General features: G+C 44.1%; 22 protein-coding genes and 1 tRNA gene. 12 read left to right on the top strand and 11 right to left on the bottom strand.

All coding sequences use genetic code 11. The features are described from left to right. Positions 1–9 precede the first annotated feature (9 nt). From ISR87_08785 to ISR87_08770, 4 genes are all read left to right on the top strand, one after another. Positions 10–1,029 carry a transglutaminase domain-containing protein gene (locus ISR87_08785; GenBank protein MBL7025538.1) on the top strand — a complete coding sequence of 340 codons (1,020 nt, stop codon included), beginning with the start codon at positions 10–12 and terminating at the stop codon, positions 1,027–1,029. Positions 1,030–1,226: 197 nt separating this feature from the next. Further along, positions 1,227–1,808 (top strand): hypothetical protein, encoded by a 582-nt coding sequence (locus tag ISR87_08780; protein ID MBL7025537.1) that lies wholly within the window; start codon positions 1,227–1,229, stop codon positions 1,806–1,808. 148 nt (positions 1,809–1,956) lie between these two features. Then, the gene (gene purD / locus ISR87_08775; GenBank protein MBL7025536.1) at positions 1,957–3,207 is read left to right on the top strand and encodes a phosphoribosylamine--glycine ligase; all 1,251 of its coding nucleotides are present in this window, start codon (positions 1,957–1,959) and stop codon (positions 3,205–3,207) included. Between the two features lie 2 nt (positions 3,208–3,209). Beyond that, positions 3,210–3,500: a Dabb family protein gene (locus ISR87_08770; protein MBL7025535.1), complete on the top strand. Its 291-nt coding sequence runs from the start codon at positions 3,210–3,212 to the stop codon at positions 3,498–3,500. A 238-nt stretch (positions 3,501–3,738) separates the two neighbouring features. Here ISR87_08770 and purB read toward each other — a convergent pair whose 3' ends face one another. The 3 genes from purB to guaB all read right to left on the bottom strand — a co-directional run bounded on the left by purB (position 3,739) and on the right by guaB (position 7,887). Beyond that, a complete protein-coding gene (purB, locus tag ISR87_08765) occupies positions 3,739–5,091 on the bottom strand; it encodes an adenylosuccinate lyase (GenBank protein ID MBL7025534.1) in 1,353 nt (450 codons plus the stop codon). Beyond that, on the bottom strand, positions 5,072–6,349 hold the full coding sequence (locus ISR87_08760; GenBank protein ID MBL7025533.1) for an adenylosuccinate synthase: 1,278 nt from the start codon (positions 6,347–6,349) through the stop codon (positions 5,072–5,074). The genes purB and ISR87_08760 overlap by 20 nt, the downstream gene beginning before the upstream one ends. Before the next feature lie 80 nt (positions 6,350–6,429). After that, positions 6,430–7,887 carry an IMP dehydrogenase gene (guaB, locus tag ISR87_08755; GenBank protein ID MBL7025532.1) on the bottom strand — a complete coding sequence of 486 codons (1,458 nt, stop codon included), beginning with the start codon at positions 7,885–7,887 and terminating at the stop codon, positions 6,430–6,432. Between the two features lie 242 nt (positions 7,888–8,129). Here guaB and hemW point away from each other — a divergent pair, with 242 nt between their 5' ends. After that, positions 8,130–9,287, top strand: a complete 1,158-nt coding sequence (gene hemW, locus ISR87_08750) for a radical SAM family heme chaperone HemW (protein ID MBL7025531.1) — start codon at positions 8,130–8,132, stop codon at positions 9,285–9,287. A 9-nt stretch (positions 9,288–9,296) separates the two neighbouring features. On the opposite strand, the gene ISR87_08745 is transcribed toward hemW, so the two are convergent. Then, positions 9,297–10,733 (bottom strand): DUF814 domain-containing protein, encoded by a 1,437-nt coding sequence (locus ISR87_08745; GenBank protein ID MBL7025530.1) that lies wholly within the window; start codon positions 10,731–10,733, stop codon positions 9,297–9,299. Between the two features lie 182 nt (positions 10,734–10,915). Between ISR87_08745 and ISR87_08740 the strand changes: the two genes are divergently transcribed. Genes ISR87_08740 through ISR87_08730 form a run of 3 tightly spaced genes read left to right on the top strand, consistent with a single transcriptional unit; the run spans position 10,916 to position 15,113 of the window. After that, the gene (locus tag ISR87_08740; GenBank protein ID MBL7025529.1) at positions 10,916–13,087 is read left to right on the top strand and encodes a PAS domain S-box protein; all 2,172 of its coding nucleotides are present in this window, start codon (positions 10,916–10,918) and stop codon (positions 13,085–13,087) included. Between the two features lie 12 nt (positions 13,088–13,099). Continuing rightward, on the top strand, positions 13,100–14,110 hold the full coding sequence (locus tag ISR87_08735; protein MBL7025528.1) for a metallophosphoesterase: 1,011 nt from the start codon (positions 13,100–13,102) through the stop codon (positions 14,108–14,110). A 1-nt stretch (position 14,111) separates the two neighbouring features. Further along, on the top strand, positions 14,112–15,113 hold the full coding sequence (locus ISR87_08730) for a GIY-YIG nuclease family protein (protein ID MBL7025527.1): 1,002 nt from the start codon (positions 14,112–14,114) through the stop codon (positions 15,111–15,113). Here the strand turns inward: ISR87_08730 and ISR87_08725 are convergent. Continuing rightward, the gene (locus ISR87_08725; GenBank protein MBL7025526.1) at positions 15,086–15,814 is read right to left on the bottom strand and encodes a hypothetical protein; all 729 of its coding nucleotides are present in this window, start codon (positions 15,812–15,814) and stop codon (positions 15,086–15,088) included. The two genes, ISR87_08730 and ISR87_08725, sit on opposite strands and share 28 nt — an antisense overlap. Before the next feature lie 165 nt (positions 15,815–15,979). On the opposite strand from ISR87_08725, the gene ISR87_08720 reads away from it, so the two are divergent. The 4 genes from ISR87_08720 to ISR87_08705 are packed head-to-tail and all read left to right on the top strand — an operon-like array spanning position 15,980 to position 20,052. After that, on the top strand, positions 15,980–16,474 hold the full coding sequence (locus tag ISR87_08720) for a transposase family protein (protein MBL7025525.1): 495 nt from the start codon (positions 15,980–15,982) through the stop codon (positions 16,472–16,474). A 35-nt stretch (positions 16,475–16,509) separates the two neighbouring features. After that, positions 16,510–17,829, top strand: coding sequence for a hypothetical protein (locus ISR87_08715; protein ID MBL7025524.1), 1,320 nt, complete (start codon positions 16,510–16,512; stop codon positions 17,827–17,829). A gap of 24 nt (positions 17,830–17,853) precedes the next feature. Next, a complete protein-coding gene (gene yhbY, locus ISR87_08710) occupies positions 17,854–18,156 on the top strand; it encodes a ribosome assembly RNA-binding protein YhbY (GenBank protein ID MBL7025523.1) in 303 nt (100 codons plus the stop codon). A 9-nt stretch (positions 18,157–18,165) separates the two neighbouring features. Continuing rightward, positions 18,166–20,052 carry an ABC-F family ATP-binding cassette domain-containing protein gene (locus tag ISR87_08705; protein MBL7025522.1) on the top strand — a complete coding sequence of 629 codons (1,887 nt, stop codon included), beginning with the start codon at positions 18,166–18,168 and terminating at the stop codon, positions 20,050–20,052. A 50-nt stretch (positions 20,053–20,102) separates the two neighbouring features. Here ISR87_08705 and ISR87_08700 read toward each other — a convergent pair whose 3' ends face one another. From ISR87_08700 to ISR87_08675, 6 genes are all read right to left on the bottom strand, one after another. Next, entirely contained in the window at positions 20,103–20,396 is a 294-nt protein-coding gene (locus tag ISR87_08700) for a DUF350 domain-containing protein (protein ID MBL7025521.1), read from the bottom strand. Between the two features lie 39 nt (positions 20,397–20,435). Then, positions 20,436–20,882, bottom strand: a complete 447-nt coding sequence (locus tag ISR87_08695) for a hypothetical protein (GenBank protein MBL7025520.1) — start codon at positions 20,880–20,882, stop codon at positions 20,436–20,438. A gap of 79 nt (positions 20,883–20,961) precedes the next feature. Beyond that, positions 20,962–22,032 (bottom strand): phosphate acyltransferase PlsX, encoded by a 1,071-nt coding sequence (gene plsX, locus ISR87_08690; protein ID MBL7025519.1) that lies wholly within the window; start codon positions 22,030–22,032, stop codon positions 20,962–20,964. Between the two features lie 4 nt (positions 22,033–22,036). Beyond that, positions 22,037–23,530, bottom strand: a complete 1,494-nt coding sequence (locus tag ISR87_08685; protein ID MBL7025518.1) for a leucyl aminopeptidase — start codon at positions 23,528–23,530, stop codon at positions 22,037–22,039. A gap of 155 nt (positions 23,531–23,685) precedes the next feature. Further along, entirely contained in the window at positions 23,686–25,692 is a 2,007-nt protein-coding gene (locus ISR87_08680) for an N-acetylmuramoyl-L-alanine amidase (protein MBL7025517.1), read from the bottom strand. Positions 25,693–25,909: 217 nt separating this feature from the next. Beyond that, positions 25,910–25,982, bottom strand: a tRNA-Ala gene (locus tag ISR87_08675). Between the last annotated feature and the right edge of the window lie 185 nt (positions 25,983–26,167).

Raw genomic sequence — 26,167 nt, 5'->3', positions numbered from 1 at the left:
TTCCATAAAATGAAACACTTCTTGACCAAATTACTGCTATTGAGCTTGGTACTGATGATGGGCCTGATGGTCTCCTGTGCCTGTCCCCTGGGGGACAAGCCTGTAAATGAAATCGAGGTCGCTCTGAAGCATGAAGGCGATCGACAATTCTCCTTTACCTATTCTGTGCAAATTCATCCCACATCTGAGGCACTGGATATATTTTTACCTGTTGCACAGAGTAATACCCAGCAAACTATCTTGGATATTGAGATTGAATCAGAAGTTGCTGGTAATTTTGGTCAAGAAGCGGTTTATGGAAATAAGTTCTGGTACGCACACCTTCCCGAAGGGACAGCAGATACTCTGGATATCCGTTTGATTTATGAGGTTTCGCGACCAACAAATTCAACGAAATATCGAGAAAGTCTGAATATTCCGGTGTTAACGGATGAGGAGAAAGAGCTCTTCCTCAATGCCAATTCACGCGTACCTGTTTCCGGGGAACTGGTTGATAGTATCAGGGTTGCCCTGCCGCCGGCAGCGCCAATGTCCCTTGAAAAAGCGCGGGCCATATACGACTATGTTGTCGGCAATATGGAATACAAAAAAGTTGGGACTGGCTGGGGCAATGGTGACACTTACTGGGCTTGCAGTGAGAAATATGGAAATTGTACCGACTTCCATGCTCTCTTCATTTCACTGGCTCGGGTCGAGCAGATTCCATCCCGCTTTGAGATTGGTTTCCCTATTCCTCTTGATCGGGAATCTGGTGTGGTTGGCGGATACCATTGTTGGGTGAACTTTTATTTGCCTGAATCAGGCTGGTTCCCAGTAGATGCATCAGAAGCGAAAAAGAATTTAAGCGAAAAGGATTTCCTCTTCGGAAATCAACCACCCGATCGCATCCAGTTCACCATTGGAAGAGATTTGGAGCTGGGTGAGGGACACAATAGTGGACCTTTAAACTATTTTATCTATCCCCATATTGAGCAACAGGGTAAAATCTATTCGGGTTTTACCCGCTCTTTTGAGTATAGGAAAGTTTAACCGCAACCAAAATCCCAGGACTTGGTGCATCTCAGCACCAAGACATCTCGCACAGTTTTTAAATAGACGCTGAAAGATACTGAGAACTTTGACTGGTTTATTTGTGATTAGCATTGTTTTTGCGTACTGAGAATTGATATTGTCAAGGATGCACGAAGCATCTAGATGACACTCTAAGAATTTAAGGGAGATAATTTGTGAAAAAGTTACTCGTAGTTCTCGTTGTTTCAATGTTCGTGCTCATGAGTTGCGCACACAAAGAAGCATGTAAATCAGAAAAAGAAGCAGGCTGTGAATCAAAAGCAGACCATGTCTGTACAGCGGCTTGTGACCATTCAGATCACAAAGCCTTGGCCAAAGATCATGTTTGCACAGAAGCTTGCGACCATTCAGATCATAAAGCAATGGCCAAAGACCATGTCTGCACAGAAGCTTGTGATCATTCAGCTGACGCAATGGCAAAAAAACACGAATGCTCAGCAGAATGTCAAGCTAAGTGGATGGCTGGCCATATGGAAAAGATGGGGGCAGATCACGTTTGCACAGATGAATGCAAAGTTGCTCACATGGCAAAGTATAAAGCTGATCACGAATGCTCTGTAGAACAAAAAGCTAAGTGCAAAGCTGCTCATATGGAAAAGATGGGTGCAGATCATGTTTGCACAGATGCATGTAAAGCTGAATGCAAAATGAAGGCTGAACATACTAAAGGCGAACACGCAGGCGAAGCTATTGAAGGTGAACATGCAGGTGAACCTGTTGGAGAAGATAAAAAATAGTTATCTAAAGCTTTAATCCACTTCACGTGAATTTTAAAGAATGGGGAGGCAACATGTCCTCCCCATTCTTTTTTTATTGCTTACCCTAAAAAGATTATATTGAAGACTGAAATTTGTCTGAAATCGCACATAGATGGGGAATCTGGAAATGAAGGTATTGGTCGTTGGAGGGGGTGGTCGGGAACATACCCTGGTATGGAAATTGGCACAGAGTTCCCGAGTCTCAAAAGTGTATTGTGCTCCTGGAAATGCAGGTACTGCAGGCATTGGCACAAACCTTCCCATTCCAGATAATGACATTCCGGCCCTGCTTAGTTTTGCCCGGGACAACAATATTGGTCTGACTGTTGTTGGTCCTGAAGTACCCCTGGTAAATGGAATAGTGGATCAATTTGAAGCAGCCGGATTACGAATATTTGGTCCCAATGCCCGGGCTGCCATTCTTGAGGGCAGCAAAGTTTTTACCAAAGAACTCCTGTATAAATATGGAATACCTACTGCAGAATATCATCGATTTACTCATGCTTCGAAAGCACTTGAATTTTTAGCCAGCAATACAATCTACCCCATCGTTGTAAAGGCTGATGGATTGGCAGCAGGGAAGGGAGTGCTCATCTCTCTTACCCGTGAAGAAGCACAACAGGGTGTGAAAGATATGATGGAAGACAAGGTCTTCGGAAATGCAGGGGATGCGATCATCATTGAAGAATTCATGAGCGGTCCTGAATTATCAATGCTCTGTTTTGTGGATTCCTACACAGCAAAACCCATGGTTTCAGCAAAAGATTATAAACGCATTGGTGAAGGGGATACCGGCCTCAATACAGGTGGTATGGGTGCCATTTCACCTAACCCACTATATGATGGAGAACTGGAGAAATTTTGTCTGAAAAATATTATTGAGCCAACTCTGGAGGGGATGCGCCAGGAAGGCCGACCATTCAAAGGGATTCTGTACTGCGGAATAATGCTCACTGAAGCGGGTCCCAAGGTGCTTGAATACAATGTTCGGTTCGGTGATCCAGAGACCCAGGTGATTCTACCACGTCTGAAAACAGATCTCCTTGACATATTTGAAGCTGTTGTCGACGACAGACTAGCTGAAATTGATATACGCTGGGACAAAGCAGTAGCAGCAACCGTCGTATTAGCCTCAAAGGGCTATCCTGAGGCTTATCCAAAGGGTTTACCCATATCAGGGTTGGATCAAGTGAGAAACTCTGTTGTATTCCATGCTGGGACATCAGATAAAGATGGAGAGATTGTTACATCAGGTGGCAGAGTTTTGAATGTCACGACCAGAGCAGCTTCAGTAGTTGTTGCCCTTTCACAATCTTATCAAAATGCTGATCTGATTCAATTTGATGGTAAGACAATTAGACGGGATATAGGCAGCTAGATATGATAAAACATGTCGTTTCATGGGAATTTGCTGAAGAGAATAAAACTGGCAATATGCACAGGATGAAGGAATTATTGGAAGAATTGCCTGCTCTCATATCAGATATTGACGATTATGAAGTTGGTTTAAATATCAAGGTGTCTGAATTGGCCATGGATATGGTTCTTATTTCATCTTTTGCCGATGAAACAGCACTCAAGGCTTACGCAAACCATCCTGAACACAAGCGAGTGGTCGAAGCGCTCCATCGTGTTACGACTAGAGCTGTGATAGTAGATTATAAGATATAGAGTTGTATTGAAAAGCTGTTAACCAATTTCCGGAGGTTCGAAGAACCGACTAAATTGGTTAATTCCTGAGGATAAGCCCTCACGTACCTGTTTGACACCCTCCGTACGTTCAAAAAGGGGTTACGAAGTTATCGATCATGACAAAATAGGTGAGTTGAATAAACTGGGAAACTCATGACGCTAAATTCCTAAACCTGTTTGACTCACTCCGTTCGTTGAAAACAGGTTTGGATATCATTTATCCCTGGGAAAGTAGTTTTTTTACCTCAGCCAGAGCCTGATCACAGATTTCACCTGTCAAGCCCTTGACATAAGTCTCAATTGTCTCAGCCTCTATGCCGGCTTCAGTCATCATTTCAACCATTTCAGCATAACTCATTCGCTTGCCACGAGTCTGCTTTTTGAGATGATCATAGCCATCTGACGCACCTCTATCCCGTTCAACAAGCTGGACCAGCTCAGAAAAGAATTGACCATTGTTGGCCAGCTCTTCATCCATCTTGGCGTGATTGATGAGGATGTCGCTGGTTCCACGGGTTGCATATTTCACAGCCAAAACCATATGTCCGAAAGCAGTGCCGATATTTCGTTTCACTGTGGAATCTGTCAAATCTCGTTGGAGTCTGGTTTTCATAAACTTCTGACTGAAAAAGGTGAGCAGGCTCTCTGCGAGTTGTGCATTACCCTCAGAATTTTCAAACTTAATTGGATTGATTTTATGGGGCATGGTCGAAGAACCGATGGACGATGCATCTGCCTTCTGATATAGATATGCCAGCATAAAATAGGTCCAGATATTTTGATCATAGTCAATGAGGAGACCGCTCAGTCTTTTGACTGAATCGAGGAGCGTTGCATAGGTATCGCCTGGCATGATCTGAAGACTGAACAAGGTATGTTCCAAACCAAGCTCTTCTACAACCTCCCGGGTCAACTCAAACCAGTCCACATCAGGATAAGTACCTACAAATGCGTTGAGGTTGCCAGTCGCCCCTAGAATTTTGCCCTGAATATTCATACCCTTTAATTCAGAATACATTCTAGCGAATCTCAAGCTGTAAAGTGCCAACTCTTTACCCATTGTTGTTGGGGTTGCCACTTCACCATGGGTGCGACCGATCATGCGTCTGTCACGATTGTCTCTGGCGATTCCTGAAAGTTCACCAATAAGGTCCTTGAGATGCTTGAGCAGAATATCTCGGGCAGCTACAATCATAAGACCATGGGAGAGATTGTTCACATCTTCAGAAGTGAGACCGAAATGAACATATGGCTTCACTTTCTCAGGAAGCTGGTCCTTGATAAACTCTATAACTGCAGCCACATCATGTTTTGTACGGCCTTCGATTTCTTTCACAGCTTCGAAATCCTTGGTGTCAATGTCCGTGTAAATGGACATATAGCTATCCTGCCACCAATCCCCACGGCCAGTGGCTTTGAGAAAAGCCTTCAAATAGACCATTTCAACATGGATGCGCTCACGAATCAAACGACTCTCAGAGAATGCAGCCTGGACTTCCTGGAGGTCACTGGCATAGCGACCATCAAGGGGTGATAGATTATAAAGGGGTTCAGAAGACAATGGTTTCATTCCTTTCTGGTCCATGGGAGAGGATGGAAATAGGTATTTCTACAAAATCCTCAATGAATTTGATGTAGTTTTGAATGCTCTCTGGAAGGTCTTTTTTGGATTTTCCCTGCAGGGTTGCCCATTCCTCTTTGCTGAGGTTTGCGATTTGTGGAATATCTGTATAGATGGGTTCAACCAGTTCAAGAGTGGGTGCATCTGCTGGAAAGTAATCAATTTCTTTTCCGTTAATTTTGTATCCAGTACAGGCTTTGGCACCATTTACCAATGCGAGCGTGTCAATCTTGGTCATTGCCAGTTCTTGAATACCCGATATACGAATGGCATATCTCAGAGCATAGAGATCAAGATGTCCAACCCGTCGCGGACGTCCAGTCGTTGCACCATATTCATGACCGGCTTCTCTGAGGTTGGTGGCGGCATCTCCATCCAGCTCAGTGGGGAAGGGACCCTCACCAACGCGTGTGGTGTAAGCTTTTGTGATACCCAGAATTCTGATAGGCACGCCTGGAATGGCGCCACCACCCACAAAGGCCGCTGCTGCAAGTGTTGAACTTGAAGTCACAAAGGGATAAGTTCCATAATTCAAATCAAGAAGCGTTCCCTGGGCTCCCTCAAACAGGACCTGCATGTCAGAATTGCTGGCAATACGCACCAGATCTTCAGTATCAGTTACAAACGCTTTAAACTCGGAACCATAGGATGCGTATTCCTGTGATACCGTTTCACAATAATCCTTAAATTCAGACTCTGAGAATATCCCATCATTGATAAGAATATCTTTAACATCCCTGAGCGAATTTTTAATTCGAACAATGGCATCATCAGCGATTATATCCAATATTCTTAAATTGATTCGCGAGGCCTTCTGTGAATAAGTCGGACCGATACCACGACCTGTGGTTCCAATTTTTCCACCCTCTTTGGCATCAATGAGCTGATGATGGGGAAAAATCACATGAGCTCGGGCACTGATTTTTAGTTTGGGAGCATGACCGCTATCAGTAAATGATTTGATTTCTTCCAGGAGGTCTTTGGGGTTGATAACCACACCGGTTCCCAGAATACATTGTTTATTGTGAAGCATCCCTGAAGGCATATAGTGAAATTTATAGGTTTCACCGGCGTGCATAACCGTATGACCTGCATTCCCGCCACCATTAAAGCGTACAACAAGATCACTTTGTTCCGCCAGTACATCGACCAGCTTACCCTTACCTTCATCACCCCACTGCGCACCAACAACGATGGTGTTTTTCATACATTCTCCTCTTGAAAAAACATCGGTTTTTTCATGGTTTCTCCTGTTGAAAAAACCGGTTTAGAAAAATCTTCAATTATTTAGAAATCAGCACCATAATTAGGAGCCTCTTTAGTAACCTGAACATCATGGGGATGACTCTCTTTTAATCCAGCCCCACTAATCTTCACGAATTGAGCATTTTTGCGTAATTCATCGATATTCGCTGTACCACAATATCCCATTCCAGCACGCAAGCCACCAATGAGCTGATAAACCACATCTTTGAGGGCACCTCGATACGGAACCCGACCCTCAATACCCTCGGGAACGAGCTTTTGGGATGATTCCTGGAAATAGCGATCAGCAGAGCCTGCATTCATGGCTGAAATAGAGCCCATGCCACGATACACTTTATATGCCCGACCCTGGAAAAATTCTTTGTGTCCCGGACTTTCGTCTGTCCCTGCTAAAAGTCCTCCAATCATGATGGTTGAAGCACCTGCAGCAATGGCTTTGGGAAGATCACCTGAAAATTTGACACCACCATCACCAATTATTGGGACCCCATGTTTATCAGCCTCCTCGGCACAATTCGCTATAGCACTGATTTGAGGCATGCCCACACCTGCCACAATACGCGTGGTACATATGGAACCAGGTCCAATTCCAACCTTGACAGCATCCGCTCCTGCCCCGATAAGAGCTTTGGTCGCTTCAGCTGTGGCAACATTTCCTGCAATTATCTGCATATTGGGATATTGGGTTTTAATTTTTTCAACGATGGTGGTCACATTTCTTGAGTGACCATGGGCAGTATCTACCACAATGACATCAACGCCGGTATGCATGAGTTGCTCAACCCGCTCCAGAGACTCAATCCTGGCTCCCACAGCCGCACCAACCAATAAGCGACCATTCCCATCCGTGGCGGAATGGGGATATTCCACAGCTTTCTCAATATCTTTGATCGTGATCAAGCCTTTGAGCTTATTGTTTTTTCCCACCAGGGGCAATTTTTCAATTTTGTACTGCTTCATGAGTGCACCAGCTTGCTTAAGCGTAGTGGATTCATCCCCCGTGATCAAATTATCCTTCGTCATGGCATCAGCAATCAGGCGTGTAAAATCTTCTTCAAAACGAATATCCCTGTTGGTTATGATGCCCAGTAATATGCCATCAACTACAACGGGTACACCCGAAATATGATAGCGTTTCATGAGATCTGCAGCATCTCCAACCGTATGCTTGGGCGTGAGGGAGAAGGGGTCTGTGATAACCCCATGTTGGGAACGTTTGACCTTGTCCACTTCCAAAGCTTGCTGCTCTGGGGTCATATTTTTATGAATGATACCAATCCCACCAACTCGGGCCATGGCAATGGCCATACGAGATTCAGTGACTGTATCCATGGAAGCCGACATCAGCGGAATATTGAGTCGAATAGTTCTGGTGAGTTGTGTGGAAACATCTACTTCATTTGGCAATACATCGGATTGCGCTGGAACCAGAAGTACATCGTCAAAAGTTATTGCTTCGAAGGTTTTGTATTTTCGCATGGTGAACCTCTTAAAATATTTTTTGTACAGTGTGTTGATCAACTGGAGCGTTTCCATCAATCCGCAGGTTCAGAAGGGTAGGCAGTAAGCTTTTGGGGAAGAATCGGCAGATTGGATGGTGAGCATTCATCTTGCAACGCAAAGTAAACGAGAGCATCCCTCATGCAAAAGGAAACGATGCGTCAACTAAGATTAATATGAGCCTGAAATTGGAATCACCATTTTTCACCCTAGATTCTCACATGACCCACATTCTAAAGCCATTATCCTTATATATCCATGTACCTTTCTGTAAGGCAAAATGCACCTATTGTGATTTCTACTCAATCGTAGGACGTGAAACTTCTATCCCGGCCTATTTAAAGAGCATCCTTAAAGAGATTGAGCAGAGGACAAGTAAGTTGGACTTATCCGGCCATTACCTGGACACCATCTTTTTTGGAGGTGGAACACCGAATCTGCTAGATTCACTTCACCTCGGCCAATTACTCGCAAAGCTTCTCTCCCTGGCTTCTCCTGGCGAGGGTATAGAAATTGGGATGGAGATCAATCCCGGTGAAGCGAGTCTGGACAAGCTTCGAGCGTATAAGGACTTGGGTATCAATAGAATCAGTATTGGTATGCAGAGCTTTCAACCCCATCTGCTAACCTTTATGAGCCGCATTCATAGCGCTGAAAAGAGTTTTTCAACCTATGAGGATGTTCGAAAAGCTGGATTCCAAAATGTGAGTGGAGATTTGATATTTGCCGTACCAGGTCAGACCCGGAAAGAATGGGTTGGCGATCTTGAGCGCCTCGTCAGTATGCAACCCGAACATATATCCACATATTCGCTGACGGTGGAAGAAGGAACTGCCCTCCACAGGTGGGTGGAAGCCGGACATGTCGAGATGCTGGAAGAGACCGTAGATACCGGGATGTATGATTGGGGTCGAGATTTCCTGGAAAAATCAGGCTACCCCAACTACGAAGTCTCCAATCACGCAAAACCAGGTTTTGAATGTCGACACAATTTGAATTATTGGACCGGTGTGGAGTATCTGGGTTTTGGACCAGCTGCCCATTCCTATTTCGGGGGACGCAGGTCCTGGAACATTCCAAACCTTGATGCTTACATTTCTGATGTGATGAAATTTGGTACAGGGGAAGCTGATTCAGAAATGATATCCCAATCCATGTCCCGCAATGAGATGATTCTTACTCGATTAAGACTCACTCAGGGTCTGAATTTGTCGGAATTCTCCAAAACCTACCATGAGGATTTGCTAGGGTCAAAATCCCATATGCTGGAAAAGTGGAGGGGCAAAATTCTTATATCAAATGGTAATTTGCAGATTACTCGTGAGGGCTGGGCTCTAACTGATGAAATCAGCTCAGATTTAATGTCACTACCCCACTAGAAAATTGACTTAATCCAGATTAACCGTAATGGATTGCTCCTGGTGGACAAGAACTGCTCCAGGATGCCCACCCTTGGGTTTACTGAGGTGTTTGCGCTGACAATACTGCACCACGACCACACCAGAATGCTTGGCCTTGGAATTGCGAGCGGCATACTCGGCTGCAGCAGCAATGTCATTGTGTTGCGGTGACTGGTTGCCAGTACGCAGGATGACATGGGACCCTCTGACCTGTCTTGCATGAAACCACCAGTCATTCTTATTGGCAACCCTAAAGGTAAGCGTGTCATTATCCTGTGAACTGCGACCCACCAGAATATCAAACCCGCCAGGGGATGAATACTTTTTATAGGGTTTACGATCTACCTGTTGTTTACCAGAGCGATCAAGTGATTCACCGTGCTCCTGGAGGAAATTCAGTAATTGTTTATCCTCAGGATTGTCTAAAAGTTGTTCAAGAGCCTGAATATCCTCTTGAACAGTAGCAAGTATACCTTCCAATTGTTCCAGTTTCCCCTGGTATTTGCGGATTTTTTTCGCCGTTGATTCTATGATTTGATTAAAAGGTACATCCTTCTCAACCTTGATGGTTAGATGGCGTTCTGTGGGTGAGAGCTCGGCTGGGATGGTGATCAGGCCATCAGCGCTACTCATCCCCATAGCCATTCCAATTTGAAGTGCCTGGAGTTTCTGCTGTAACTCTGGCCATGTCCTGGCTTCAACCAACTCTGATTCGATTTTCCCTGCCTTGCCCTTCCAGCGTTTCAATACGGTTCGTGCTGTTTTCTGGAGAGAGGCAGCGGTGGTCTCTTTTGGTTTGCCGGCATGTTTCAAAACATCAATGGTAAATGCACTGATATTCATTCCTGAAATGCTATCAGCAGGACCAAAATTGATTGAATTATTTCCCCAATCCGCTGAGAGACCATCCCTTGCAGCAGTAAGTTGAGCATGGGTTACATTTCCCCCTGGAATTGATTGGGGGAGAGGGTCACTGAGAGATAGCCATTTCTCATCCACATCTGGGAACTCGTCCTTTTTTAGAAAACTATCCTGTAGCACTCCCCCTGACAGGTAGTAAACATTACTGGCACCTGGATAAGCTCCTAAAATAAGCTGATTGCTATTATTCAAGTCGATCCGTAATAGCTTATCTTGAGTGTGAACGTAGATATTGCGAACGATTGATCCAGAAGGGATCATGCGTAGCACCTCAACTCTTTTTCGGGGGAGGGAAGCGAAATGGGAAGATGTGAGAGTCACTTGATTACCCTTTTTTTCCCATGAGAGTAAGACTACCTCATCCCCATCAAGGAACTGAAATTCCAGACGACCTTTTCTGTAGGTATAGGTAAGGCCCAACTCACGACCACTGAGCTGTAAATTCAGATGTTGCATCCAAAGCCACAAGGCAGGCCATGATCTTATGAATTTTTGTGGTTCCACGCTGCTAACCTAAGTGATTTCTGAGAGATGTGAACGATTTTCCCTTCCAGCAGTTAGAATATCCTTTGACGCTCTCTACATACGAGGTTAACACTTCAATCTCGCATGAACGCTTATCTTGAATATCTTATGCAAGGATCGTTAATTGTCCTTTTTCAGGATTTGCAAAAAGTGAGAGCCTTATGAAGCCAAATCATACCTTTGCTGATGGAAATACAACATCCATACTGGATAATCTGAATACTGCCGTTTTCCGTGCCAATCTGGAGGGATCCGCCTCAATTATTGATGTGAATCCTGCCTTCATCAAGATGTTTGGCTACAAAGACAAAACAGAGATAAGAAATGTATCCATCATTGATTTCTATTCTAATCCAGCTCATAGAATTGAGATGCAGAATGAACTCACCTCGCGGGGGAATATCAGAAATAGAGAAATCATTTTAAAAAGAAAAGATGGTTCGCTATTCCCTGGGCGGGTCTCGTCTGTGTTGGTGAAAGATTCTGAGGGAAAAAGTCTGTTTATAGATGGCGTCGTGGATGATATCTCCGAGCTCAAAACGAAGGAGGAGGAATTATTAGCAGAGAGGCAAGTGTTTTTTAGTGGACCTGTTGTTCTCATCCAATGGCCCGTGCATGAAAATGAAACATTGATCAATATTTCGGAAAATGTTGTGGACCTGTTAGGCTATGAAGCATCAGACTTTTTAAATGGTGAGATTCTTTATCCCGATCTCGTCCATGAGGAGGATAGACCTGAATTGCAGGAGCATATTAGATCAGTACTGGCTGGTGGTTCTGACAACATGCTGGTACATCCCTACCGCTTGAGACGAAAGACAGGAGAATATATCTGGGTCCAGGACTATGCTTACATTCAGCGAGATTCATCTGGAGTGGCTGTTGGGATTCTGGGTTACATATATGATGTAACGGCGTTGCAGGTTTCACAGAAAGAGTCCCTGGAAAAAGAGCGGCGTCTTAGAGATCTGGTGGAAAATTCTCCAACGGGAATATTGAGAATCGATGACAAGGGAAATATCCTGGAAGTAAATCAAAGAATGGTGGATATGTTAGGTTCTCCCTCCAGGGAAGCTACCCAAAGATTTAATATGTTCAGCTTTCAACCCATCATTGATGCTGGTATTGCTGGGAAATTTCAGGAAGCTATTTCAGAGAATAAAATCATTTCATTTGCAGGTGAGTATGATTCCAATTGGGGTAAAAATCTGCACTTCAAGCTCATCATCTCACCCGTTGTAGATGCAGAGGGCCAAATAATCGGCGCACAGGCTAATATGGAAGATGTCACAAGTACTCATCTTGCTGAAGCAGACAGGCGGAAGCTCCAAAATGATCAATTGGAAGAGCGTAAGATTTTCATGGCCGGTCCCATCATGATCATCAAATGGGCTTACTCTGCTGATGATCCCGTATTGTCAGTGAGTGAGAATGTTGAAAAAATTCTCGGTTATACTGTGGATGAATTCATGGGTGGAAACATGGTGCCAGCTAAAATTATTCACCCCGACGATATCGATGCGGTTCGAAAAACTTCTCAAGAGGCAGTTGAAAGTGGGAAGACCGCATTTGAGTGCGCCCCCTACCGACTGCAGAAGAAGGATGGAAGCTATGTATGGGTAAGCGATTACAGCACCATCAATAGAGATGCTCATGGCAGCCCGGTGGACTTCTCAGGGATTATCTGGGATATCTCACATGTCATCGAAGCAGAAATAGAGCTGAAGCTACTGCTCCGTGAAGTCCACCATCGGGTAAAAAATAATATGCAGGTTATCATCAGTCTGCTCAATATTCAGGCTCACTATGTAAACAATGATCAGTTATCAGAAATTTTTGGTGAAACCCAGAATCGAATAAGAAGCATGGCCTTGATTCATGATAAACTTTTCAGGTCGAAACGAATGTCAGAAGTGGATTTTGGGAACTATATCAATTCATTGATTTTTGAACTCAATAACTTTTATAAGATCGATCCCCAGCGCATTCGTATCCATCAAAAGATTGAAGATATCAGACTGGATATTAGCAAAGCCATCCCCTGTGGGTTAATCGTCAACGAGTTGGTCACAAATTCCCTGAAATTTGCTTTCCCGGAAAACCGGGAAGGAGATATTTGGGTTTCTGCGCGCTCCTTTGGCGATAATAAGGCAAAGATTCAAATAAGGGACAATGGCGTTGGTGTGGGAGAAGATTTGGTATTGGAAGAGACCCATTCCATGGGCTTGCGCATCGTAAGGATACTAACTGAGCAGCTAGGCGGGACCATTGAAATTAGCCAGAAGAAAGGTACTTCCTTTACCCTCATGTTTAATCTCACTGACGATGTTTAGCCCCAATAGCCTATGCTAAAAGTTCTCTTTTTCGCTGACTCCCATCTTGGTTTCGATTTCCCCATTCGTCCACGAATTAATAGAAGGCGGAGGGGCTGGGATTTCTTCAATAATTATCAATACATATTAGATACGGCCATAGATGAGGGAGTGGACGCCCTGGTTCATGGTGGGGATGTTTTTTTTCGTTCAAAAATCCCTGCACAAGTTATCCAAAAAGTGTATGAACCTTTGCTTCCTGTCTTGGAGCAGGGAGTCCATATGTTCTTTGTACCTGGCAACCATGAAAGATCCAGATTGCCAACCTCGCCCATTTTTCATCATCAAAATTTCCATCTTTTTGATCGCCCCCGGTCCTTTTCAATTGAAATGGACGGGCTGGAAGTGACTTGGGGTGGTTTTCCGAATATCCGCCATGCGGTTCAAAAAGGATTCCCCTCTCAATTGGCTGAGGTTGGGTATGACAGGGAATCTGCTGCTCTCAAGATCTTATGCATGCATCAGTCCATAGAGGACGCAGTGGTGGGTGTCCAGAATTATACCTTCCGCAGAGGACCCGATGTGGTAGGTCGGGAACAATTCCCAGAATATCTCGATCTGGTGCTGAGCGGGCATATTCATCGGCAGCAAATATTGAGAAGTAGGGGAGGAATCCCGCTTATTTATTCAGGCTCAATCGAGCGAACTTCCTTTGCCGAGCGACTTGAGACGAAAGGTTTCTTCATCTTGAACCTGTCCAAAGATGATATTAGTTGGGAATTTCGTCCATTACCTGCTCGCTCCATGCATGAATGGACCCTTCCTTCAAATGTATTGGATAAACAAAATCTCATACGGGAAATTCACAATTACGCAGAAAAGATACCCTCAGATGCCATTTTTCGAGTTAGAAGCGGGGTTGAAAAGCAGCTCGAAATTCTAAAAATTGCGGATCTGCGAAATGAGTTACCAGACAGCATGAATGTGGAGCTCCTGCCCCCAGCAAGAAGAATCCGTTACACCTGGTCAGCATATTCGGATTAGTATGGAAATTACCCCTCGATTATATCAGGATCAGAAGAATCTGCCAAAAGCCTCAGGGGTATACTTGTTTTTGGACGAACGGGAATATCCCTTATATATTGGAAAATCAGTAAATCTCAGAACCAGGGTGGCTTCTTATTTGCGTAACGACAGCGCCCAGGAAGAGCGCATCCAGAGGATGGTTCATGAAGCCCAAAGCCTGAAGTATGTTGAGACCGAAACTGAACTCCTCGCGCTTTTACTGGAAGACTCTCTCATTAAAAAATACCTCCCCGTTTACAATATCCGCCAGAAGCAATTTCGGGATTACCGATATCTTCAACTCAGCGATGACAGGTACCCTCGACTAATTACTCTGGATGACCCAGGCAAAATCCAGAAGCATATCTATGGTCCCTTTCGAGACCGATTTTTTATCCAGCGTCTTCAAGAAATATTTTCCAGATACCTGTGTTTCAGATCATGTGCCGAGGCAAATCCGACTAAAAGTTGTATTGAGCTGGATCTGGGACAGTGTCTGGGACCCTGCGTTGTGCAGGAAGTTCATGGGGCATATTTGATTGCAAGCGAACAGGTCTCCCAATTTCTGGAAGGGGAGGATCCAGGTGTTATTTCGAAGATTGAAGCGGAAATTCGTATCTGTATCCAGGAAACTCGATTTGAACATGCCCAGCGACTCCGAGATGATCTGATCTTCTGTGATGCGTTTTTTAACCGTCAACGCTTCAACCACCGTTTCAGAATAGAACATCTCAAAATTGAAACCCGAGGGGTGGGCATGCCTGGATATCTTTTTGAAAATGGCGCCTTGAAAGAGGTGGTGCTAAAAGACGGTAGACTATGCAAAGTAGGGGAGCAGCTTGATCTTTTTGACCTGTCTGTTGTGAAGGAAGATGAACCTCGTTTTTTGTTGGATAGGGCAAATCTGGTGTACAATTGGTTAAAAAAGAATCAGGGAATAGTCAAATACGAATTTCAGGACTTGGGATCATCCTTTAGGTAAGGCCAAAACAAATCTTCCATTCCGCCAAATGACCCCTCAATGCTCATGGGAACTAATTTTGCAAATGAATCCAAAATAACGACTGCATTCAGACTGGCATCTTCCTCAGTTGCGGCTCGTAGTCTTTTGGTCATACTGATATTGATGGCATCTATTTCATTATAAATATGAGTTAACCCTTTCAGCGTCCAATCTGGTTCCAGTCCATTTTTTGCCCGAGTGAATTGGGCAAGTAGGTACATGGACATCGCTCGATAGATAGATTCATCAATTGATGCAAAAGGTAAATGTGTAGCGACCATGGGTCTCAAGTAGTCCAGTGATGGACATCCACTGGTAACCATAACTACCCCGAGTATTGAACTTAAGCCGCTTTGCATTGAGATCTGCTCCTTGGAATAGGTTCTCTCTGCTGTTTCAATACTGAGGTCAATAAGATCATAGGAAACATCGGATTTGAACGCCATTACGATATCTTGGAGGTTCACAGCAACAGGGCAGTGCTTAACTCCAGTGTCAGCCAGCTTGCACCCTTCACACATACGGAACCCAAGATCTGTCCAGGCAGGTTTCTCTGTATTGGAGAAGGTCTGATAGGTATGTTTGTCACTACTGAGCAAAATTTCAAACTCAATCGACCGGGCGTCAGCCATCTTGAATTTGTACTTAAGTGATACCTGGGAGGAGGAATCTTCAAACATACATCAAGATAAAAAGAGAAAGTTGCAATCCAATGCAATTTGAGGAGGGGACGTTTCGTTTGTGATAAATGATTAATTCACGCGCTCCCTGAAATTTTTCGAGTGTAATGGGAGAGTCATTGATTTAGTTTTGAAGGCTTATTATTAAATGAGGAAAACAAATATATGAATGCCCCTGAGAGAAGCCATCGACACCGCAGGACAAAGCGACATGAAAAATCAATCATTCGTGAATTTACCATTGAAATAATTATTGGTGTCATCTTCCTGTTTGGTGTATTCCTGCTTTTCGAAGAAATGGAAATTAAAACATACGTATTTCATGCTGTTGTGAATTTCTTTCAGGCAATCACACATGGCTTTAGCCATTTATTGGGAACCATTCTGGGAACTGCAGAGGAATTTGAAACCTCAGATATAGTTGGTACGTTGCTGATAATTATCGCCTTTTTCCTCTTGACCTACAGGATAAGACAAAAGGCTATTATCAGACTTCATGATTTGGATCAATGTCCGGATTGTGGTGGGGATTTGCAGCATGTTCACAGGAATCTTATTCAAAGAATTGCCAGCAAGTTATTCCTCCTGAAAATCCGACGATATCACTGTAAAACTTGTGATTTTGATGGTCTCCGAATGCGAGCAAAACAATCAAAATAGCTCTGTCTGCTACCAAAGTGAGCATAATCTAATCAATGCCCACCAAACCTTTGACTCAGATGAATTTCATAAATAGATATCGCAAGATACCCCGCTCTATCCTGCTGATGATCGCTGCAGCATTTTTTATTCATATGATCAATGCCAGTTTTATCCTCATCCTAAATATCTACCTGAGAAAACAAGGTTACGCTGACGAAAACATTGCTCAGTTCAATTCTTTTCGCTTCCTCGGTATTCTCTTCTTTGCTTTCCCGTTGGGTATATTTATTAAGGGGAAGGCGCTCAAACCCTTCTTTTTGGCATCCAGTCTGCTGGTTCCCCTTTTCAGCCTGTTTCTACTGCTTTCCATTCAAGGAGGAAATGAGACCAGAATTACACTGGGCTTCATTCTTTGGGGTGTCTCCTTCATGATTTTGAATGTCTGTGGCTTACCCTACATCATGCGTTCTGCTCCTGAGGAGGTTATCTCCGAAGCCATATCTTTAAATTTCTCAGTCTGGTCTTTAGCCACTATTGTCTCTGGTTCATTGATCAGTATGCTTTCACACCTTAAAGAGATCGTCATCGGGGGAGTGATCATACCTCTTGATGAATTTCATATAATGCTGGTGATTTTATCAATCAGCTCTCTGTCATTTATTCTGGTGCTATTTATCAAGGAAGCCAAACCTCGCTCCAGTTCCAGTAGCTTTTTTCAGAATTTGAGTGCATTGAGATCAGATTATGATTGGACCTTAATTGCCAGGGTACTGGTCCCCAATATGATCATTGCCACTGGGGCGGGACTCACCATTCCCTTTGTGAATTTGTTCTTCAATAGTGTTTTTAAAGTAGATTCAGACACGTTTAGCCTCATCGGTGCTGGAACTGCCATGATTGTATTTCTATCGACCCTGTTTATCCCTTTCATTCGTCGCAAGTTTGGATTTGGGGTTGCTATCCTGATTCCTCAATCGCTTGCCGTATTATTTCTGGTAATTCTTGCCACAACCCAGTTAGCTCAAGCTTACTCATGGGCTTTTTATGTGGCCATTGCCGCTTTTATGATACGTCAACCGCTCATGAATATGGCGGGACCCATGACCAGTGAGTTAGGTATGAAGTATGTTGGACCGAGAAATCAGGAATTGATCTCTGCCATCAGCTCAAGTATCTGGAGTGCCTCATGGTTTATAAGTGCTAAGATTTTCCAGGTACTGAGGCAAATGGATATGGAATACTATCAAATATTTCTCATTACAGCGGCCATGTATGCTGTGGGAGTAAGTTTTTATCGCCTATTAATTAATGATTATTTACGGAGACCACCGGAAAAGAATCAAGGACCTGTTCTGCCCGATATACAATTTTGAGGTTGACAGGGGAAAAGGAAACGTATGGAAGCGCTTAGCTCAAAACAAAAAAAATACTTAAAATCCCAAGCCCACCCACTAAAAGCAGTGGTACAGATTGGGAAGGCTGGTGTAACGCCTCAGTGCCTTCAGAGCATTAATTCAGCCTTAAAATCGCATGAGATGGTGAAGGTGAAGTTCATTGCCTTTAAAGAGGAAAAAGAAAAATTCCTCGATGAAATTCTGACAGGTTCCAATTCACAATTTGTTAGCCTCATCGGCCATGTTCTCACGCTTTATCGTGAACACGAGGAAGCTGAAAAGCGAAAGTACAATTTACCCAAATAAACTGAACCAATGATCAATCTGCACAATATCACAAAAACCTATCCTGACAAGACCCTATTCAGGGATCTGGATCTGGTGATAAAAAAGGGATCCAGAGTTGGTCTGGTAGGTGCCAATGGGTCTGGGAAAACAACCTTGCTCCGGATGATTGTAGGTGAAGAGGATACAGATAGGGGGCAGATCCAAATTGATAGAAAAATCTCCATTGGATATTTACCCCAGGAAATCACATCTACTTCAGAGGAAACAATTTTACACGAAGTTCTGAACGAAATCCCAGAAGTGGGTGAGTTAGAGATTCAGATTGAAAAATTGTCTATGCACATTGCAGCGGATCCAGACAATCAACAGCTTTTGAACAAGCTGGGGCAGATCCAGGCCGAATTTGAACGCCTGAATGGCTGGAGTCTGGAATCTGAGGCAAAGAAAGTTCTGGGAGGTCTTGGCTTTACACCGAAACAGATGAAAATACCCCTTGATCAATTCAGTGGGGGGTGGAGGATGCGTGTCGCTCTGGCAAAACTACTCTTTAAGCATCCCGACATCCTACTTTTGGATGAGCCGACAAACCACCTTGATCTGGCCTCCTTAATCTGGCTGGAGACCTTTCTTAAAGAATGGTCAGGAGCGCTGGTTTTGATAAGCCATGATCGAACCTTTCTGGATAAAACCATAACCCAGATTTTTGAAATCGATCATATGTCGATACAAATATATGCAGGCAATTACAGCAAATACATGGACGAGAAAAAGCTCAGGAGTGATCAACAGCTTGCAGCATATCGGAACCAGCAAAAAATGATTGCTGAAACTGAGCAATTCATTGAACGGTTCAGATACAAGGATAGCAAGGCAAGTCAGGTTCAAAGTCGTGTCAAGAAGCTCGAAAAGCTGGAACGTGTCTTACCACCTGAAGGGGAGCAGAGTCGAATATCAGTCCGCATCCCCCAACCGGGTAGATCAGCTAGAATTGTTGCTGAGTTGAAGGGAGTAGCAAAATCGTATGGCTCTCTTGAGGTCTTTAAACACTTGGATCTCACACTGCAGCGGGGACAAAAAATAGGTCTCGTTGGTCCCAATGGTGCTGGAAAATCAACCCTCCTGAAAATGCTGGCACAGGTAGAACCACTTAGCAGTGGAAAATTGGTTTGGGGAGAGGGTGTCAGAAGTGCGTATTTTGCACAGCATCAGTTTGAATCTCTGCCTCTGGAAGACACCATTTACAATTTAATATCCCATGAAAACCCCAAGTGGATCGTGACCGAGGTCAGGACTTATCTGGGTAGTTTTTTATTCTCTGGTGATACTGTGGACAAGAAAATTAAGGTTCTGAGCGGTGGAGAAATCTCCAGACTTGCTCTGGCCAAGATGCTCGCTACCCCTTCGGATCTTGTTCTCCTGGATGAACCAACCAACCACCTTGATATGCGATCCAGGGATGTGGTTCAGCAAGCCATCGCCAGCTTCACGGGCACCATGGTGTGTATCTCCCATGATAGACATTTTCTAAATGCGGTGACCAATACAATTATTGAGGTAGATGATGGGCGAATCCGAATATTCCCAGGAAACTATGAGTATTATCTCTGGCGCAAGAACCAAGATCAGGTTGAAGTCCAAGATGGAGTTGCTCCGATGACGAATGGGTCGACAAAAAAGGAGAGTAATTCTGACTTTCAGAATCGTAGAAAACTTACAAATCGATTGAAAAAATTACCTGAATTGATTGAGGAATGTGAAATCGCTCTGGCCCAACAGGAAGAAATCCTTAATGACCCTGACTTGGCGAGTCAATATGAGAAAATCCAGTCAGCCATGGATGAGAAGGATAATCTCGAAGAGAGTTATTTGGAATTGCTGGAAGAACTTGAGTCCCTTCAAAAGGGACTTGCATAAAAAAAGGGCAGGGAAATTCCCCGCCCTCTCTCAATTTCTGTGCAGTAAGTTTAGATAACTTTGTGAACCAAGATGCCGATCATAATAATCATGGATACAAAAATCATCGCAACAGACCAGTTTCCTTTTTTGATCTCTTCCCATTCATCAATATCTGATGAGAACCAATCGAAAACCTTCAGCGCAATAGCAACACCTACTGAAAATCCAATTGAGGCAACAACTGCCCAACCCAGACCTTCTGCATAGCGCGACCAGATGCTTACTTCGAAGGGGTTGGCTGCAAAGACTGAAGAAGCCATCAGCAGCAGAGAGCCCATAAATAGCATTGATTTCTTGAACATTCTATTCTCCTTTTTCATATTCCACTCAGTTGATTAATTTTATTCCATCCGTAGACAGTCTTCGGTGAAAACCTCCACGGTCATTCTATTGTTGTACAGCTTCTCGCAACAGGCACCTTCAGCTCTAAGTACCATGGCCTTGCGATTGCTAAACTCCACATCTGCCACAACCACAATATGATCTATTGGGGATCGGGCATGTTGTGAAACCGCTCCTCCAATGAGAAAGGCTTGAAGGAGATCATCGGACAGGGTTGTGGTGCGGCTGATGACGTGAATAACAAATATCCTGCCCCATGATTCTTTCTCCTGCAATTCAAAGGAAGATCTTGCCATATCGATTCCATTTTTTCGATACAAATCCTGCGCATAAGAAGCAAGTTCGGAACTCTCGCTAACGGCCGGTTGTCCAGCCTGGATAACCCCTGACAGGAAAAGTATAAAAAGCAATCGAGCTAATATTGATATCAGTTTTGGTGGTTTCATCTGCTTAACTCAATTTCGATCAATTTTAAGTCAGAAGAGAATGATATCAATAATTATTTCAAAAAGCCAGATAAGTTCACTAGGCGTCATAGCCTGTTATATGATCATAATCAGGATGTGTAAATTCTTGTTCAAACGCATTAATGGCTTCCTTCATGTTGCCGACTAAATCGTCTCTTGCACATTTTACAGCCAGCTTAATAGCATTATCAATTGCCCGGGGGGTTGACTTGCCGTGACATTTCAAGACTAGTTTTTCAAGTCCTAATATAGGTGCGCCACCATACTCCTGATAGTCAGTAATCTTTTTAACTTTGCGAATTCCACCAGCGAGCAACATCATACCAATTTTCCAGATGAGTTTTTTCCTGAATGCCATTCGGCCTAATCCCATGGCTGCTTCCGCCATACCTTCCATGGTTTTAACGGCTATATTTCCGTTGAATCCTTCAGTTACCACCACATCAACAACGCCCTTCATGAGGTCGCTGCCCTCAATGTTGCCATAAAAATTTATCTGGGGCAGGGATTCGAGGATTCTATTCACCTCGATGTATTTAGGACCACCCTTATTATTTTCGGAACCCATATTTAAAAGTCCAACCACTGGTCTCTCGATTCCTGTTACTTTTTGGGAATAGGCATTTCCCATGAGGGCAAAATGTATCATGTGATCACGATCCACCGTAATATTGGCGCCAACATCAAGAATGAGAGAAAAAATATCGCTGCGATTGAGCTGATTACTGGTGGGATACACAGCAGCCAGGGCTGTTCTGTGAACGGTTTTAATCCGGGGAATTTTCTGAGCGCTGGCCAGAATGAGGGCACCAGTATTTCCCGCCGAAATGAGGGCATCTGCCTGACCGGTTGATACTATTTCAGCAGCTTTGATCATGGAAGAGTCGGGATATTTGTCAAAAATTTCTTTCGGTTTGGCATCCATGGGAATGGATTGGGGAGCATGAATGATCTCTATGAAATCCCTGACTTTTGGAAAATGAACCAATTCGGCTTCAAGAATTTCCTGGTCCCCAGCAAGCAGAATATTAAGATTCCCGGCTTCACAAGCTCTGCAGACGCCTTCGACAACAGCCTTGGGACCATTGTCGCCACCCATTCCGTCAACTGCTATGCGATACGTTCTCAAGGATTTATTTTTCCCAGCTTCTAATTAATTCCATAATCATTCGGACACCAGCACCAGTAGGTCCATCGGGAAGATAGGGGCGACCTTTCTTTAACCAACCTGAACCAGCAATGTCAACATGACACCATGAGGTTCCCTCTTTTACAAACTCTCGCAAAAATGCACCAGCTGCAATGGTGCCAGCTGTTCGACCGGCACCGGTGTTCTTCACATCAGCAATGGTTGATTTGATGTCTTCTGCATACTCGTCATCCATGGGCATTTGCCATACGCGATCCTGAGTTTTCTCACCTACAGCTAGGAGCTGGTCAGCGAAATCCTGATCATTGGTCATGATACCACTATAACGGTGACCCAGGGCAACGACAACTGCACCAGTCAGGGTAGCGAAGTCAACCACGCCATCCAGTTCATACTTATCTGTAATGTATGCGAGTCCATCAGCAAGGATGAGGCGACCCTCCGCATCGGTATTTAATATTTCAATAGTTTTGCCATTATATGCTGTGAGAATATCACCAGGCTTATAGGCTTCTCCACCATTCATGTTTTCAGTGGATGGAACTACTGCAATGATATTCAAATTTGGTTTGGTCTCAGCCACAACTGACATGATCCCTAGCACGGCTGCTCCACCGAGCATATCAAATTTCATCTCATCCATGCCAGCGGAGGGTTTGATAGAAATACCGCCGGAATCAAAAGTGAGCCCTTTCCCAACCAATCCAAGCGTCTTGGAATCTTTATCGCCACCCATGTACTCCATGATGATAAATTTAGGGGGAACATCTGATCCCTGGGCAACGCCTCCAATACCACCAAAACCCAGTTTTTCAAAATCTTCGCGCTCAAAAATAGTGATTTTCATGCCACCCTTTTTGGCAATGGCTGCAGCTGTATCAGCCAGATAGGTTGGCGTAGCAATATTGGAGGGGTGGTTGCCAAGATCTCTGGCCAGAACAACGCCTCCCGAAATTTTCATTCCGTAATCCAGGGCTCCTGAGATGTTGGCATCTGCCGTTGCGATTACAGATTGAATGCCAGCATAGGCATCATCATCTTGCTTCTTGTAATTCAGGAAGCGGTAACTCCCCATGACCAATCCTTCAGCTAGCGCCTGAGCATCCTCAACATTCAGAATGTCTTCACCCATAAATTCTATGGCGAAGCTGCTTAGTTTGAGTCCAATACATTTTTTCGCAGCAGTTGCACTGGCTTGACGTAAGTAATCCGCAGTATATTTTTTTGATTCTCCAAGACCGATGGCGATGTAACGTTTCGCAGTGTCGCAATCTGGTGAGTACATAACCATAACTTGATTCAGTTTAGCTTCGAATTCACCATTCTCCATGGCAAGATTCAACTTTTTTGACAGATTTGGATGAGCATCCTTAAATATATCGGTGATCCCAGTATCAGAAAAAATACCGAATATGAAGGCCTCTTGACCTCCAGGGAGTTTATTTAAGTTTTTGTGGCTCAGGTTGAAAAGTGGCATCCGTGTTTGTTCCTCTCGCTCATTCAATAATTTATATTTTGCTTCATTTTTTGTCTGATTTGTTCAGGCCTACAATCTAGAGGCTAAGCCCGCAGTTCAAAACTGGAAAAGTGACTACTTCTTTGCCAAAATAGATTCCAAATATATTGAAATTTCTATGGGTTTTCTGATTTCTCAATCAAGAACTCCTCAAGACCCTTGTAGGCTGCCATAGCCAGTGCATCCAGTCCCTCTTCAGACAGCAGGAACATTTCCTCCTCAGGATTGGTCATAAATGCCCCTTCTATGAGAACCACCAAATATTCTGTTTGCCGCGTCAGATAATAATAGTATCGGGATACCTTGCCTGAGGTTTCGATCCCCATGTTGTGCATGTGAGGGTAAAGTTTATCACTCAATCCCTTGGCGCTGGGCCAGGTATAGAATGTAGAAGCTCCCTTAGCTTCCAAGATGTTACGACTTGCACCGGGTGCATTATTATGAGCCATAACAAAAATATGGACGCTATCCTCCCTGGCAATTTTCGCTCGATGGGCCAGACTAATCTGATGGTCATCCCGACGGGTTAGAAAAACGGTTGCTCCGGCTTCCAGGAGTAGCTTTTCGAGTTTAAGACTATAGCGTAAGTTTGCATCGGCTTCGGCATAGCCAGTTACTCCCCGGGCACCACGCTGCCAGCCACCATGGCCAGGGTCAATTTCAATTTTTACATTTGCGAATAGTGTGTCTCTGGAGATTTCTGGTGCCTTGCGAATCCCGATGACAAGATATTCTCCTTCATAGCGACCATACCATCCCCAAAAACTGTTTTTAGGGTAGAAGTCCATTTGCCAAACCAGATCCTCTGGTTGCTTCCTTTCCACAAAGCCAATAATTGAATCACCCTCAGGGTAGGTTGTCCATTCCCAGCCTTGTTTTGCTCCATATACCTTTAGCTCCAATCGTGCCAGGACGGCTTTCTCTTTTAATTCAAAGGGAAGGCGAGTGGTTCCTGTTCGAATTCGAAAAACAGCCCAATCATCTTGGTTATCTCCGTGCATGGAGCCGAGATAATGTGGGCTAGTGAGTCTGCTTGCTGGATTTAGCTCAACAGCGTTTGCCCATACGTAGGCGGTTCTGTACTGACCCAGGCGAATTCGGTACATCCAATCTTCCAGACCAATGATCTGGAGGGATACTGAGTCAGCCAGGGGGAAGAGGAGCTGATCCGTATCGGGTGTGTCATATACTCTGGTATCTTCATCAAGAGTCAAGCCACCCAGGGCATCTGTCAAGATGCGTAAAGGCGCACTGCTGACCCTTTTTGAAAATGGTCCGAGACGGTAAATAACTTTGGTGTTTAGCTCCTCATCAATATCCAGGAGATGGTAGGAATAGGTGTAATAGCCAGGTTTATCTTCATTCATCTTTTTCCAACCGGTTAGACCAGGAATCTTGAAGTAGACGGACTCTGATTGAGGACCCTGGATGCTGAGCTGAAGATGATCCCCTGCTATTGCCCATCGGTCCAGGTTTGGTCTTGCACTTTTTTCATCCAGAGCAGTCAGGGCTCCACGCTCTAGGGGTCGGGAAAGACTGACCAGTTCCCTTACTTCAATATCATTCAAACGGGCAACAAATTCGAATTCATTGTCTCCAGGGTTAACTTCCACATGGCTTGCGAAAGCACCTGATTTAAAAACTTTCACCGTGTCCCCATTCATGAGCAGCAATGCGTCTGGATGTGTCCGTCCACGCAAGCTGACTTCGGAACGGAAAAAATTACCGCTGCGGGGATACCCCATATCCAACGCTAACTGATCTGGAATGTTGTTGTTGATAAACACGCTATCCGTGGACATATGGTCAAGATTTCGATGGAATACTCTTATGGTATCAAGGAATGTTTGATTGCCCCTGGTTTCTCTGATTGGAATGTAAACTTCGGTCTGCTCCAGATTCATGAGGTGTCTAAATAGCCCATCTTCATCAGGGATAACTTTTGATCCTGCAATTTCAACTTGAGAACCTGGTGGGATAGTCCCAGCGACTTCGATGCGATCGACCCAGAATTGCATATCAGGTTTTGGGTGGAGGATTTCGAGTCTGGGAGGGTTTTCCTGTGCGAGTGTCAGGGTTGAAAGTACAATTGAGTAGGTGAGTAATTTGAAGTGGATATTCATTAAATCGATCCTTCTCTACTTGGTTCATGTTGCATCTAAAATAGACTAACGGAGCACTCACCAACGAATGTTTTCCAGACTTTACGAATTAGGAAGTCTATAATCAGGTTAATGGATTCGTTTTAGCGAAAAAAGATTCGAGAATTAAAAGTAGAAACCCAATATGATGTAGGAACGGGGAAGAATATTCGCCTTCGCTCATATGAGCGAAGGCGAGTGGAACCGAGGAGGATCGAACTCCTGACCTCTGCATTGCGAACGCAGCGCTCTCCCAACTGAGCTACGGCCCCTGAATTATTAACAATTATAAATTAGAACCATTCCCACCCAACACCAGACTTAAGAGGCTGTGTGAGAATACAATTGCAAGAGTCTCTTTTTCGTCATTTTGAGACATCTTTCACTCATTTCTCTGATAAATTGACATTTTCATTGTCTAGATCAAAAGAAACAGCCATTTCAAGCCATTTCCCAG

Source organism: Candidatus Neomarinimicrobiota bacterium, assembly GCA_016784545.1.
GTDB lineage: Bacteria > Fidelibacterota > UBA8477 > UBA8477 > JABMPR01 > JABMPR01.
This window is presented reverse-complemented; position numbering and strand designations above follow the sequence as displayed.